Source organism: Janthinobacterium sp. GMG1 (genome assembly GCF_034427795.1).
Classification (GTDB): domain Bacteria; phylum Pseudomonadota; class Gammaproteobacteria; order Burkholderiales; family Burkholderiaceae_D; genus Janthinobacterium.
Genome location: NZ_JAXQNT010000007.1, coordinates 152,645 through 165,901, shown reverse-complemented (window position 1 = coordinate 165,901; position 13,257 = coordinate 152,645). Strand labels below are relative to the sequence as shown.

Below are 13,257 nucleotides of genomic sequence, written 5' to 3'. Positions count from 1 at the left end.
TTAGAGGTCCTCCGAGCCGAGCATCATTTCGGACAGGCCTTTGCCGGCTTTCACCATGGGCCACACGTTTTCGGACTGGTCGGTAATGAAGTTCATGAATACCAGCCTGTCTTTCATGCCAAACGCCTCTTTCAGGGCGCCGTCGACGTCGCCCGGTTTTTCAATTTTCATGCCCACGTGGCCGTAGGCTTCCGCCAGCTTCTCGAAGTCGGGCAGCGAATCCATGTACGACTCGGAATAGCGCGAACCGTAATCGATTTCCTGCCACTGGCGCACCATACCGAGGAAACGGTTGTTGAGCATGATGATCTTCGGCGTCAGGTGATACTGCTTGCACGTTGCCAATTCCTGGATGCACATCTGGATCGAGCCTTCGCCCGTGATGCAGGCAACGGTGGCGTCCGGATTGGCCATCTGCACGCCCATGGCATATGGCAAGCCGACACCCATGGTGCCCAGGCCGCCGGAATTGATCCAGCGGCGCGGCTTGTCGAAGCCATAGTATTGCGCGGCCCACATCTGGTGCTGACCCACATCGGACGTGATGAAGGCGTCGCCCTTGGTGATCTGGAACACTTTTTCCACCACCGATTGCGGCTTGATGACCAAGTCGGAAGTCGGGTATTTCAGGCATTCGCGGCCACGCCATTCGGCGATCTGCTTCCACCAGTTGCTCAAGGCGTTGACGTTCGGCTTGGCTTCGGCCGCATCCAGTTGCGCGAGGAACTCGATCAGCACATCCTTGACGTTGCCGACGATGGGGATATCGACCTTGACGCGCTTGGAAATCGACGATGGATCGATGTCCACGTGGATGATCTTGCGCGGATGCGAGGCGAAATGTTTCGGGTTGCCGATCACGCGGTCATCGAAACGGGCGCCGATGGCGATCAGGACGTCGCAGTTCTGCATCGCCATGTTCGCTTCATAGGTGCCGTGCATGCCGGGCATGCCGACATACTGCTCGCTCGAGGCGCGGTAGCCGCCCAGACCCATCAAGGTGTTGGTGCACGGGAAACCCAGGCGGTCGACCAGCTTGTTCAGCTCGGCCGAGGCATTCGCCAGGATCACGCCGCCGCCCGTGTAGATCATCGGCCGTTCGGCTTGCAGCAACAGCTGCACGGCCTTGCGGATCTGGCCCGAGTGGCCCTTGTCGACGGGACGGTAGGAACGCATCTCGACTTCCTTCGGATAGTCGAAATGGCATTTGTGCATGCTGATATCCTTGGGGATATCGACCAGCACGGGTCCCGGACGGCCGGTACGGGCGATGAAGAAGGCTTTCTTGATCGTCGCTGCCAGGTCCTTGACGTCCTTGACGAGGAAGTTGTGCTTGACCACGGGGCGCGTGATGCCGACCGTGTCGCATTCCTGGAACGCATCCTGCCCGATGGCGTGGCTCGGCACCTGGCCGGAGATCACCACCATGGGAATCGAGTCCATGTACGCAGTGGACAAGCCCGTGACGGCATTCGTGACGCCCGGACCGGACGTGACGATGGCGACACCGACTTTGTTCGAGCTGCGCGAATAGGCATCGGCGGCGTGGATCGCGGCCTGCTCGTGGCGTACCAGGATATGCTGGAATTTGTTTTGCTGGAAGATGGCGTCGTAGATGTAGAGTACGGCTCCGCCCGGGTATCCAAAGACGTGCTCGACGCCCTCTTCAGCCAGACAGCGCACGACAATTTCTGCGCCGGTAATGGGTCCTGCTGCTGCTTCGGTATTCATGAAACATTCCTTTCAAGGTCCATTGGAGATTGATCGGATGTTCTTTCCTGACGAAGTTCGCCGTGCGCGACAGTGCTCCTGCTTCCCTTTTCATGCGGTCACGACATTTCTTTGGGCACCCATAGATACCTTACAAAACAACGCTTAACGCAACTCGTTTGGCCGGAGTTTCTGTGGCGCCTGTACGAACCGCTCGCGCTTGTGGCGCGGGTTAGAACAAACTGCCTACAAATGAAAGCGCGTCTTGCCGCGGATGGCCTTGTGTGCCGGTCGCGACTTGACCATAGGGCTTTGGGGTGTTCAAAGCGTCCCATACGTTATCGCGTCGCACCATTATGGTCAAGGAAAATGTCAGCCGAAAGGCCATTTTGCTCGCACGTAGTGCAAAAACCCTGCGGAAACGCACATTTTTTGCTAGCATGCACGGGGTTGCAAAAAGCATACCCGCCCCAATTCGCCCACCGCCCCCGCAGCCGCTAAGATCCCCAATACCGCATGGCAACAGACAAAGAATTATCCGACTTTCTAGAAAATGTCGAGCGGCGCGCCTTCAAGCAGGCCGCCTACGCGGTCCGCAAGGAAGAGTCGGCACTCGACATCGTGCAGGACGCCATGATCAAGCTGGCCGAAAAGTACGGCGACAAGCCGGCCGCCGAACTACCGATGCTGTTCCAGCGCATCTTGCAGAACACCATACTCGATTATTTCCGCCGAGAAAAAGTTCGCAACACCTGGGTCAGCCTCTTCTCCGGCATGAAGCCCTCGGGCGACGAGCATGAGGATTTTGATATACTTGACACTTATGAATCGGAACAGGGCTCCAGCGCCGCCGAATCGTCGGCCGACCAGGTCGAACGCGCGCAAATCCTTGATTTGATTGATGCAGAGGTACAAAAACTGCCTTCACGTCAACGCGAAGCCTTCCTCATGCGTTATTGGCAGGACATGGATGTGGCTGAAACAGCGGAAGCGATGGGTTGCTCCGAAGGTAGCGTGAAAACACATTGCTCTAGAGCTACCCACACGCTCGCCGAATCGCTGAAAGCCAAGGGAATTAAATTATGAACACCGACGATCTCAATTTCGCTTACAAAGTGCGCCATGCACTGAACGAAAAACTCGACGACCTGCCCGCATCGGCCACCGATCGCCTGGCAGCGGCACGCAAGCTGGCCCTGTCGCGTAAGAAGGCGGACGCACCCGCCGCCGTCGCCGTGCGCAAGGACGTCTTCGCCGGCATCGCCAGCAGCCTGTTTGTCGAGCCGCTGTCGTGGCTGGGCCGCATGAGCGTCATCATCCCCCTGCTGCTGCTGGTCGGCGGCCTGGTGGGCATCTATCAGTTTGAGCAGGAACAACATATTGCCGAACTGGCAGAAATCGACGCCGCCGTGCTGTCGGACGAATTGCCGCTCTCGGCCTATATGGACCATGGCTTCAACGCCTACCTGACGAAACGCGAGCAATAAGCATGGCACGTTCGAGCGTACGCAAAGGCTGGCTGGCTGGCGGCATCGGCCTGGGTGCCTGCGCCCTCGCCGGCGCCGCCTGGGTAGGCGCGCAGCAACATGCCGCTCCCGCCGCCCCTCCCGTGGCAGCCGCGCCCGTGGTGGCGCCGGCCCCGGCCGTCAAGCCCGGCTCGCCCCGCACGGCCGGCAAAGGCGGCACGCCCAAGGCGGGCGAGAATCCATCGTGGAACAAGCTGTCGCGCGCGCAGCAGGAAGCCCTGCAGCCGCTGGCGGGCGAATGGAACAAGCTGGAACCGCTGCGCAAGCAGAAATGGCTCGATATCGCCAGCCGTTTTGCGTCCATGACGCCGGACGAGCAAACCCGCGTGCATGAACGCATGCGCGAATGGATCAAGCTGACGCCGGCACAGCGCAGCCTTGTGCGCGAAAACTATGCGCGCACGAAGAAAATTGATCCGGGTCAAAAAACCGCGCAATGGGAGCAATACCAGCAATTGCCGGAAGATCAAAAGAAAAAGCTGGCGACGGAGCTCGTGCCGAAAAAACCGCTGGGCAAAGTGCCCGCGATCAATTCGAATACGAGCAAGCCGCCCGTGATCCTGCCACCCGCCACGCCGGCAGCGCCTGCCGCCGCCGCGCCCGTCCTGCCGCCCGCTCCCGCAGCGACGGCAGTGCCAGGCGATCCCGCCGCGGCCCCTGCCACCGTGCCTGTCACGCCACCTGCCACGCCTGCCCCACTGCCAACCAATGCCAAATAGTACAAATAGCACGCCCGCCGCCAGCATCACGTCCCATCCCACGATCAAGCGCCGCCTGATTTCCATGGTGTACGAGTCGCTGCTGGCCCTGGCCGTGCTGTTCCTGCCTTTCCTGCTGTTTGAACTGGCCGTGCAAGGCGCGCATACGCCGTTGACGGAACACATGCGCCAATGCCTGGCCTTCCTCGTCATGGGGGCGTATTTCATCCATCAGTGGAGCCGCGAAGGGCAAACCCTGGCCATGAAGACGTGGCGCCTGAAAGTCGTGCTGCCGGGCCACGCCCACGTGCCGCTGCGCGTGGCCGCGTACCGCTATGTCCTGTCATGGATGTGGCTGCTGCCGGCGCTGCTGGTGTCGTATTTGCTGGACTTGCAGCACTGGACAGCCCTGGGCGCCATCGGTATCGGCATCCTGGCCTGGTCAGGCACGGCCCTGTTCACGGGCAACGGGCAATTCCTGCACGACAAGCTGGCGGGCACGCAAATCGTGCAATTGCCAGCCCCGGCGAAGAAGTCGAAGAAAGTCGCCGCCTGAGTTTTTAAGCGGCTTGACCTGGGTCATTGAAGCACCACGGGGGCTCTGCGATCATGGCATGCCATGAATAATACCGCCCCCCTCCCCCACACACGCTTCGCGCCCTACCGCGAGGAAGTCTGCAGCGAAGACGAAGTCAAGCACCTCGTCCACACCTTTTATGCGGCCGCGCGCGACGACGCCATGCTGGGCCCCATCTTTGCCGCCGAGGTCAAGGATTGGGATGCCCACCTGGCAACATTGGTCGATTTCTGGTCAGGCTTGCTGCGCGGCACCATGCGCTACCACGGCAAGCCGCTGGCCCAGCACGCGCAAATGGAGCATCTCACGCCCTGCATGTTCCGCCGCTGGCTGACCCTGTTCTTTGCCACGACCGAGGGCATGGGCAATGCGGCCCTGCAAGAGAAGGCCGATACCATCGCCTTGAATATTGCCGAACGGCTATGGAAAAGCTTTGCGGAAAGCCATTCCATCGTGGCGCCGCAGCTTTAGAAGCGTTCGTAGCCCTGCAAGTAACGCCATTGCCCCACGGGCATGGCACCCATCGAAATGCGGCCGATGCGCAGCCGTTTCATGGCAACGACGTCCAGTCCCACCATCTTGCACATATGGGCGATCTGGCCCGGCTGCACGTTTTTCAGGGCAAAGCGCAAACGCGTTTCATTTTGCCAACTGACCTTGATCGGTGGCAAAGGCTTGCCATTGAAGGGCAAGCCGTGATTCAGCAGCGCCAGGCCATTCTCGGCGATGGCGCCCGACACTTCCACGATGAATTCCTGCTCCACCGTTTTCGCTTCATCGACCAGCTTGCGGGCCACGCGGAAATCCTGCGTAAACACCAGCAAGCCGGACGCCATGGTCTCGAGCGGATTGGTGATGGTCAAGCCGATCAGATGACGCTTGAGGAAGCGCGTGACTGAGCTGGGCGCCACATTTTCCGGCGTGAAAATTTCTTCGGGACGCAAACAGCTCAAGGCTGGCTTGCCTTCCGCGCCGACGCCGCCGTTGATCCCGGCCGGCTTGTGCAGCAGGATCGTCACGGGCGGCATTTCTTCCAGGGTCGCGTTCGGCAGCAGCACCACCGTTTGATTGTCGGCCACGCGCGCGCCCGACTCTTCCACCAGCACGCCATCGACCGTGACCCAGCCGCCCTCGATATACAGCTCGGCCTCGCGGCGCGAACAGGGCACGTCTTCAGACAGGCGCTTGGCCAGGCGGACGGTGGGCATTTCGTGTGGTGTGGTCATGGGGAGGCGCAAAAAGCAAGGGAGGAGAAAGCCGGTATTGTAACCGACCCGCCCCTCCCCTCGTGTGCAACAGCGTATGCTTACGCAGTGGCCTTGGCCAGCTCTTCAGCAAAGAAACGGTGGCCCATCTCTTCCAGGCCCAGGGTCTGCAGCACTTCCTGCAGGCGTTCCGTCGGACGCTGGCGCGGCAAGTTCTTGTAACTGGCGATGATCAGTTCATTCTTCATCGAATGTTCCCAGCCCACCAGTTCCGTCACGCTGACCTGGTAGCCGTGCGCTTCCAGCTGCAAACAGCGCAGCACGTTGGTGATCTGGCTGCCGAACTCGCGCGTGTGCAGCGGGTGGCGCCACAATTCCGTCAAGACACTCTTGCCCAGGCTCTTGCCCTTGTTCTTCTTCAATACGGACGCCACTTCCGCCTGGCAACATGGCACCAGCACCATGAATTTCGCCTTTTTCTTCAAGGCAAAGTGGATCGCGTCATCGGTGGCAGTGTTGCAGGCATGCAAGGCCGTGACGATGTCGATCTGCTGCGGCAGCAGGTTCGACTCCGTCGATTCGGCCACGGACAGCGGCAAAAACGACATGCCGGGGAACTTGAATTTCTTCGCCAGCTCTTGCGAGCGCTGCACCAGCTCTTCGCGCGTCTCGATGCCGTAGATGTGCGAACCATCGTTGCCATTCTTGAAGAACAGGTCGTACAAAATGAAGCCCAGATACGACTTGCCGGCGCCGTGGTCGACCAGCGACACGCCCGGGTGATCCAGCTGCACTTCGCGCAGCAGCGGCTCGATGAACTGCGTCAGGTGGTACACCTGCTTGAGCTTGCGGCGGCTGTCCTGGTTCATCTTGCCGTCGCGCGTCAGGATGTGCAATTCCTGCAGCAAGGCGACCGACTGGCCATCCTTGATCTCGGGCATGTTGCTGGCGGCCGTGATGACGTCTTTCGGCACAGCGGCTGCGGTGGCGGCGGCTGCCGCGCCCTTAGCGCGCTTCATCGATCCACGCCATCTGTATCGCTTCGAGCACTTTTTCGCCGCCGCGCGTGTGGTCATCGTCGAAGCCGTCCAGTTCCACCACCCAGTTATGCAGGTCGGTGAAACGCACGGTCAGGGGATCGATGTCCGGATGCGCGTCGAACAAGGCTTCGGCGATTGCGGTGATGTCGGACCATTTCATGTTAGTGACTGCCTTCGCTGACCTGGTTGATCGTGTATTTCGGGATTTCGACGACGAGATCGGCCTCGGCCACGATGGACTGGCACGACAGGCGCGACACGGCTTCCAGGCCCCAGGCCTTGTCCAGCATGTCTTCTTCCAGTTCCGTCGCTTCGTTCAGCGAATCGATGCCTTCGCGGACCAGCACATGGCAGGTGGTGCAGGCGCACGATTTTTCGCAGGCGTGCTCGATATCGATGTCGTTTTCCAGCAGGATGTCGCAGATGGACTTGCCGGCAGGGGCTTCGATGACGGCGCCGTCCGGGCAAAGCTTGGCGTGCGGCAGGATAACGATTTGTGGCATGGTTTCTTCTTTCAGTCTGTCATTCGGAGCGCGGCCGCAGCTTCGGCGGCGCGCTGTTCAATTAGTCTTGTACGACCTGGTCCAGGGATTTACCCGTCAAGGCCGTGCGTACGCTGCGGTCCATGCGGCGCGAGGCGAAATCCTCGGTGCCGTCGGCGAGCAGCTCGATCGCCAGCTTCAAGGCCTGGTGGTCGATGGCGCCGCTTTGCGATTGCGCAATGGCGTCGCGCACCCGCTGCATCAAGCCGTCGACGATGACGCGCTCGGCATCGTCGAGCAAGCCGCCGTCTTCATCGAGCGCCGACTGCGTGGCCAGCAGGATGCGTTCCGCTTCCACCTGCTCTTCGCGCAGCGCGCGCGCCACCATGTCGACGTCGGCCGACGTGTACGAATCCTGCAGCATGCGCGCGATGTCGTCGTCGCCCAGGCCATAGGCCGGCTTGACGCTGATCGACGCTTCCACGCCCGAACGCAGCTCGCGCGCCGAGACGGACAGCAAGCCGTCCGCATCGACTTGATACGTGATGCGGATGCGCGCGGCGCCCGCCACCATCGGCGGAATGCCGCGCAGCTCGAAGCGCGCCAGCGAACGGCAGTCGCTGACCAGTTCGCGCTCGCCCTGCAGCACGTGCACGGCCAGCGCCGTCTGGCCATCTTTAAACGTCGTGAATTCCTGCGCGCGCGCGCACGGGATCGTCGAATTGCGGGGGATGATCTTTTCCACCAGGCCGCCCATGGTCTCGATGCCCAAGGAGAGCGGGATCACGTCCAGCAGCAGCCAGTCGTCGCCGGCGGCGCGGTTGCCGGCCAGCAAGTTCGCCTGGATGGCGGCGCCCAGCGCCACCACTTTGTCCGGGTCGATATTCGCGTGCGGCGTCGTGTGGAAGAATTCGCTCACGGCGCGCTGCACGTGCGGCATGCGCGTGGCGCCGCCCACCATCACCACGCCGTCGACGTCGTCCGCATCCACGTTCGCGTCGCGCAGGGCTTTCTTGATGGCGTTCATGGTCTTGGCCACCAGGTGCTGCGTCATGGCGGCAAAGTCCGCTGCCGTGATGCGCAGGTGGATCTCTTCGCCCGAATTCAGGGCCGCATCGATCATCGTTTCCGACTTGGTCGACAGCGTTTCCTTGATCTCGCGCGCTTTCACCATCAGGATGGCCGTGTCTTCGTCCGACAGGGGCGCCAGCTTGGCGTGCTCGCTGATCCAGCAGAACAGGCGGCGGTCGAAATCGTCGCCGCCCAGGGCCGAGTCGCCGCCCGTGGACAGCACTTCGAAGACGCCCTTGCTCAACTTCAGGATCGAGATGTCGAAGGTACCGCCGCCGAGGTCATACACGGCGTACACGCCTTCGGAGGCGTTGTCGAGGCCGTAGGCGATGGCGGCGGCCGTCGGCTCGCTCAGCAGGCGCAAGACATTGATGCCGGCCAATTGTGCCGCATCTTTCGTGGCCTGGCGCTGGGCATCGTCGAAATACGCTGGTACAGTAATCACGGCGCCCACCAGGTCGTCGCCCAGCGAATCTTCCGCGCGCTGGCGCAGGGTGGCGAGGATTTGCGCCGACACTTCGACGGGGCTTTTCACGCCGGCCACGGTTTTCAGCTGCACCATGCCAGGCGTATCCTGGAAGTCGTAGGGCAGGTTTTCCGCGTAGGCGATGTCAGCCAGGCCGCGGCCCATGAAGCGCTTGACGGAAACGATGGTGTTCTTCGGGTCGGTGGTCTGCGCGGCCAGGGCCTTGTAGCCGATGTTGGCGTGGCCATTCGGCAGGTAGCGCACGACGGACGGCAGCAGCGAGTGCCCTTCTTCGTCGTTGAGCACCTCGGGAATGCTGTTGCGGACGGTGGCGACCAGGGAATTGGTGGTGCCCAGATCGATGCCGACGGCCAGACGGTGCTGGTGCGGCGCGGTCGACATGCCTGGTTCGGAAATTTGCAGAAGTGCCATTGTATTCGTGCCTCGATTAATTTTTTGCGTGATGCAGTTGATGCCTGTCGCGCATTATAAGACGCGCGCCGGACTGGCGCTTGGCACGCCGGTCAAGCGATTGGCCAGTCAGGCTTCCATGGCCTCATATGCAAAACGCACTTCCTCGCCGAATTTGTCGAGGAACATCAGGGCGCGCACGCTTTGCGCGGCATTCACATAGTCGGCGGCGTCGAGCTGGGCCGCCACCTGGGCCAGCAAGGCCTTGCGTTCGCCGCGCAGCTGGCGGTCCAGGGCGTCGAGCGCGTCGGCATCCTTGCCGGCACGGGCATCGCCCAGCTCTTCGCGCCATTCCATCTGCTGCATCAGGAAGCTGACAGGCATGGCCGTGTTCGACTCCGTCTGCAAGTCGACGCCATTGAGTTCGCACAGGTATTGCGCGCGTTTTTGCGGGCTTTTCAGGGTTTGGTAGGCTTCATTGGCGCGCGTAGCCCATTGCATCGCCACGCGCTTTTCAGCGCTGCTGGCATTGATGAAGCGGTCAGGGTGGACCTTGCCCTGCACGTCGCGGTAGGCAGAGTCGAGCGCGCTCATGTCGAGCGAGAACTGTGCCGGCAACTGGAATAATTCGAAGTGATTTTGCATAATGGTCGGTGGTCGCTGTACCGCAATCGATGGGTACAGCGCACCGACCGGGGTCTTGCCAGCTGTTTAAATCCTGAAGGACTCGCCGCAGCCGCAGGCGTCTTTTTCGTTCGGATTGTGGAACTTGAAGCCTTCGTTCAAGCCTTCGCGCGCGAAATCGAGTTCCGTGCCGTCGATGTAAGGGAGGCTTTTCGGGTCAACGAAGACTTTCACGCCGTGCGACTCAAAAACGCTGTCTTCGGCCGCCACTTCATCGACATATTCGAGCTTGTAAGCCAGGCCCGAGCAGCCCGTGGTGCGCACGCCAAAGCGCAGGCCCATGCCCTTGCCGCGCCGTTCGATATAACGGTTGATGTGTTTCGCCGCTTTTTCGGTCAGTGTGATCATGTATTTCTCCGTAACTGCCCCGGCCTTGCGGCCGGGGCGGGCTACCAACGTTTAAGCTGCTGCCGGGTGACGGGTCTGGTAATCCAGAACAGCTGCCTTGATGGCGTCTTCCGCCAGGATGGAGCAGTGGATCTTCACTGGCGGCAGGGCCAGTTCTTCGGCGATCTGCGTGTTCTTGATGGCCAGTGCCTGGTCCAGGGTCTTGCCCTTGACCCATTCGGTCACCAGCGAGCTCGACGCGATGGCCGAACCGCAGCCGTAGGTCTTGAATTTCGCATCTTCGATCAGGCCGTCGGCGCCAACCTTGATCTGCAGTTTCATCACGTCGCCGCAGGCAGGCGCGCCTACCATGCCGGTGCCGATGGTTTCATCACCCTTGTCGAAAGCGCCCACGTTGCGCGGGTTTTCGTAGTGATCGAGTACTTTGTCCGAGTAAGCCATTTTGATGCTCCTTAAATATTCTTGCCGGCCCCGTAGTGGAGGCCCGGGTATTGGTTAGTGGGCGGCCCATTGAATCGAATTGATGTCGATTCCGTCCTTGAACATGTCCCACAGCGGCGACAGGTCGCGCAGCTTGTGTACTTTCGATTTCAGCAGGTTCACGGCGAAGTCGATGTCTTCCTCGGTCGAGAAGCGGCCGATGGTGAAACGGATCGAGCTGTGCGCCAGTTCGTCGCTGCGGCCCAGGGCGCGCAACACGTACGATGGTTCCAGGCTGGCCGAGGTGCAGGCCGAACCGGACGACACGGCGATATCCTTGATCGCCATGATCAGCGACTCGCCTTCGACGTAGTTGAAGCTGACGTTCAGGTTATGCGGCACGCGGTGCTCCATGTCGCCGTTGATGTAGACTTCTTCGATCTCTTGCAGGCCCTTGGCCAGGCGGTCGCGCAAGGCCTTGATACGGCCGATTTCGCTGTCCATTTCTTCCTTGGCGATGCGGAACGCTTCGCCCATGCCGACGATCTGGTGCGTCGGCAGAGTGCCCGAGCGCAGGCCGCGCTCATGGCCGCCACCGTGCATCTGCGCTTCCAGGCGCACACGCGGCTTGCGGCACACGTACAGGGCGCCCACGCCTTTCGGGCCGTAGGTTTTATGTGCCGTGAAGGTCATCAGGTCGACCTTGGTTTTTTGAAGGTCGATGACGACCTTGCCCGTCGCTTGCGCAGCGTCGCAATGGAAGATGATGCCTTTCGAGCGGCAGAACACGCCGATTTCGTCGATCGGCTGGATCACGCCGATTTCGTTGTTCACCAGCATGACCGACACGAGGATGGTGTCCGGGCGCACGGCCGCGGCCAGCTGCTCGACGGTGATCAGGCCGTTGTCCTGCGGTTCCAGGTAGGTCGCTTCAAAGCCGATGCGTTCCAGTTCACGCACCGTGTCGAGCACCGATTTGTGCTCGGTCTTGACAGTGATGATGTGCTTGCCCTTGGTCTTGTAGAACTGTGCCGCGCCCTTGATGGCCAGGTTGTTGCTTTCCGTCGCGCCGGAGGTCCAGATGATTTCGCGCGGATCGGCGTTCACCAGGGCCGCCACGTGGCCGCGTGCCTCTTCCACGGCTTTTTCCGCCGTCCAGCCATACATGTGGCTGCGCGATGCCGGATTGCCGAACTGCTCGCGCAGGTACGGAATCATCTTGTCGGCGACGCGTGGATCGATCGGCGTCGTGGCCGAGTAATCCATGTAGATCGGGAAATGCGGTGCGGTTTCAAAGTGCACTTGGCCTACGTTTTTTTCTGGGGCGTTCATCAATAACTCCTGCAATCAGCAACTGGTATTTTTGTCATTATCAACCGAGGGCGGCGTGGTTACGGTGCATCACCATCACGCTTTGCTCGGCAATCTTTTGTCTCTGCTGGTCGACCAGGTCCTGCAAGGACACAGAATCCAGATAATCGACCATTTTTTCGTTGAGTGTGGACCACAATTCATGCGTCATGCAGCGCGCACCCGTGGCCGCGTCGGCGCCGTGGCAATGCTCCTTGCCGCCGCACTGCGTGGCGTCCAGCGGTTCGTCGACGGCGATGATGATGTCGGCCACCGTCACTTTGTCCGCACGGCGCGCCAGGCTGTAGCCGCCGCCGGGACCGCGGATCGACTCGACGATCTCATGCCGGCGCAGCTTGCCGAACAGCTGTTCCAGGTAGGACAGGGAAATCGACTGGCGCTGGCTGATGCCGGACAAGGTGACCGGTCCCTTGCCCTGGCGCAGGGCAAGATCGATCATCGCTGTCACGGCAAAACGGCCTTTTGTAGTCAGACGCATACATCCTCTGGTCAACTGGTTTAAAATATTGCGGTTTTTCAACTCCTCAAACCCCGAGTAGTTGAATGATTTAGTCAAGTATAACAAATTCGGCGGGGTTTGTCAGAGCGCCCCTCGATGACCACAGGGCTGGAAGGGGCATGGCCGGCCGCGCCAGGCGCGGCGGCATCAGGAAAACAACAGTCGGGAAATCGCAGGGCGTTCTCAGCCCCGTAAAGCAGTCCGCACTTTCATCAGTTCAAATCCCAGCAAGTTCAAGCCGTCCCAGGTGGCGGGGTCCAGGATGCGCGGATTGTCCGACGCCAGGCCCACGCCCCAGATGCGGTCGACGGGACTGGCTTCGACGATGACGCGCTCGCCCGTGCCCAGAAGAAACTTGCGCAGCGCGGCCTTTTGCGAAAACTTGGCAAAGTTGCCATCGAAGACGATGCCGGCGCGGGCCGCTTCCCATACTTTGGCGTCAAAATTCGCCACTTCGCGCCCCAGCTTCTTCACTTCCGACGGCCGCCCGGCCGCCACGATGCGCGCCTGCACGGCAGTGTCGCCAAACAGGGCCGCCTTTTGCGCCATCATGTAGTGCTCGGCCGTCGCATACGTCACGCCAGCCAGGCTGAACGGTGACGGAAACCACTGGCTGAAGCAGCTTTTGTCGGGCACCTGCGGCTGCGCCGGCGTGTGCCCCCAGAAATACAGATAGTCGGGCACGCCACCCGCCGCGATCCACGCCTTCAATTCTTCCACGTTACTGATTTGCATATTCCCCGCACTTC

General features: G+C 60.9%; 17 protein-coding genes. 5 read left to right on the top strand and 12 right to left on the bottom strand.

What is annotated here, in order from left to right; all coding sequences use genetic code 11:
• Complete coding sequence (locus tag SJI03_RS19275) at positions 1–1,731, bottom strand: acetolactate synthase 3 catalytic subunit (RefSeq protein ID WP_099667148.1); 1,731 nt, start codon at positions 1,729–1,731, stop codon at positions 1–3.
• 495 nt (positions 1,732–2,226) lie between these two features.
• On the opposite strand from SJI03_RS19275, the gene SJI03_RS19270 reads away from it, so the two are divergent.
• The 5 genes from SJI03_RS19270 (at position 2,227) to SJI03_RS19250 (ending at position 4,982) form a co-directional block, all read left to right on the top strand.
• Positions 2,227–2,796 (top strand): RNA polymerase sigma factor, encoded by a 570-nt coding sequence (locus tag SJI03_RS19270; protein ID WP_034779551.1) that lies wholly within the window; start codon positions 2,227–2,229, stop codon positions 2,794–2,796.
• On the top strand, positions 2,793–3,197 hold the full coding sequence (locus tag SJI03_RS19265; RefSeq protein WP_035820561.1) for a DUF3619 family protein: 405 nt from the start codon (positions 2,793–2,795) through the stop codon (positions 3,195–3,197). Before SJI03_RS19270 ends, SJI03_RS19265 begins: the two co-directional genes overlap by 4 nt.
• A 2-nt stretch (positions 3,198–3,199) precedes the next feature.
• Positions 3,200–3,955 carry a DUF3106 domain-containing protein gene (locus SJI03_RS19260; RefSeq protein ID WP_322428247.1) on the top strand — a complete coding sequence of 252 codons (756 nt, stop codon included), beginning with the start codon at positions 3,200–3,202 and terminating at the stop codon, positions 3,953–3,955.
• Complete coding sequence (locus SJI03_RS19255) at positions 3,945–4,490, top strand: RDD family protein (RefSeq protein ID WP_099378274.1); 546 nt, start codon at positions 3,945–3,947, stop codon at positions 4,488–4,490. The genes SJI03_RS19260 and SJI03_RS19255 overlap by 11 nt, the downstream gene beginning before the upstream one ends.
• Positions 4,491–4,553: 63 nt before the next feature.
• Entirely contained in the window at positions 4,554–4,982 is a 429-nt protein-coding gene (locus SJI03_RS19250) for a group III truncated hemoglobin (RefSeq protein WP_099378273.1), read from the top strand.
• Here the strand turns inward: SJI03_RS19250 and SJI03_RS19245 are convergent.
• The 11 genes from SJI03_RS19245 to SJI03_RS19195 all read right to left on the bottom strand — a co-directional run bounded on the left by SJI03_RS19245 (position 4,979) and on the right by SJI03_RS19195 (position 13,243).
• Positions 4,979–5,737 (bottom strand): rRNA pseudouridine synthase, encoded by a 759-nt coding sequence (locus SJI03_RS19245; RefSeq protein ID WP_322428246.1) that lies wholly within the window; start codon positions 5,735–5,737, stop codon positions 4,979–4,981. The two genes, SJI03_RS19250 and SJI03_RS19245, sit on opposite strands and share 4 nt — an antisense overlap.
• 80 nt (positions 5,738–5,817) lie before the next feature.
• A complete protein-coding gene (locus SJI03_RS19240) occupies positions 5,818–6,735 on the bottom strand; it encodes a class I SAM-dependent methyltransferase (protein ID WP_099378271.1) in 918 nt (305 codons plus the stop codon).
• Complete coding sequence (gene iscX / locus SJI03_RS19235; RefSeq protein WP_099378270.1) at positions 6,722–6,916, bottom strand: Fe-S cluster assembly protein IscX; 195 nt, start codon at positions 6,914–6,916, stop codon at positions 6,722–6,724. Before iscX ends, SJI03_RS19240 begins: the two co-directional genes overlap by 14 nt.
• Before the next feature lies 1 nt (position 6,917).
• Complete coding sequence (gene fdx, locus SJI03_RS19230; protein WP_099378269.1) at positions 6,918–7,259, bottom strand: ISC system 2Fe-2S type ferredoxin; 342 nt, start codon at positions 7,257–7,259, stop codon at positions 6,918–6,920.
• 61 nt (positions 7,260–7,320) lie between these two features.
• On the bottom strand, positions 7,321–9,207 hold the full coding sequence (hscA, locus tag SJI03_RS19225) for a Fe-S protein assembly chaperone HscA (protein ID WP_322428245.1): 1,887 nt from the start codon (positions 9,205–9,207) through the stop codon (positions 7,321–7,323).
• A gap of 108 nt (positions 9,208–9,315) precedes the next feature.
• Positions 9,316–9,831, bottom strand: coding sequence for a Fe-S protein assembly co-chaperone HscB (gene hscB / locus SJI03_RS19220; RefSeq protein ID WP_298409908.1), 516 nt, complete (start codon positions 9,829–9,831; stop codon positions 9,316–9,318).
• A 66-nt stretch (positions 9,832–9,897) separates the two neighbouring features.
• Positions 9,898–10,218 (bottom strand): iron-sulfur cluster assembly protein IscA, encoded by a 321-nt coding sequence (gene iscA / locus SJI03_RS19215; RefSeq protein ID WP_010399774.1) that lies wholly within the window; start codon positions 10,216–10,218, stop codon positions 9,898–9,900.
• Positions 10,219–10,269: 51 nt separating this feature from the next.
• Positions 10,270–10,659, bottom strand: coding sequence for a Fe-S cluster assembly scaffold IscU (gene iscU, locus SJI03_RS19210; RefSeq protein WP_034779562.1), 390 nt, complete (start codon positions 10,657–10,659; stop codon positions 10,270–10,272).
• Positions 10,660–10,713: 54 nt separating this feature from the next.
• The gene (locus tag SJI03_RS19205) at positions 10,714–11,970 is read right to left on the bottom strand and encodes an IscS subfamily cysteine desulfurase (RefSeq protein WP_099378266.1); all 1,257 of its coding nucleotides are present in this window, start codon (positions 11,968–11,970) and stop codon (positions 10,714–10,716) included.
• A gap of 40 nt (positions 11,971–12,010) precedes the next feature.
• Positions 12,011–12,487 (bottom strand): Fe-S cluster assembly transcriptional regulator IscR, encoded by a 477-nt coding sequence (iscR, locus tag SJI03_RS19200; RefSeq protein WP_034779566.1) that lies wholly within the window; start codon positions 12,485–12,487, stop codon positions 12,011–12,013.
• Between the two features lie 204 nt (positions 12,488–12,691).
• Positions 12,692–13,243: an NADAR family protein gene (locus SJI03_RS19195; RefSeq protein ID WP_099378265.1), complete on the bottom strand. Its 552-nt coding sequence runs from the start codon at positions 13,241–13,243 to the stop codon at positions 12,692–12,694.
• Positions 13,244–13,257 lie beyond the last annotated feature (14 nt).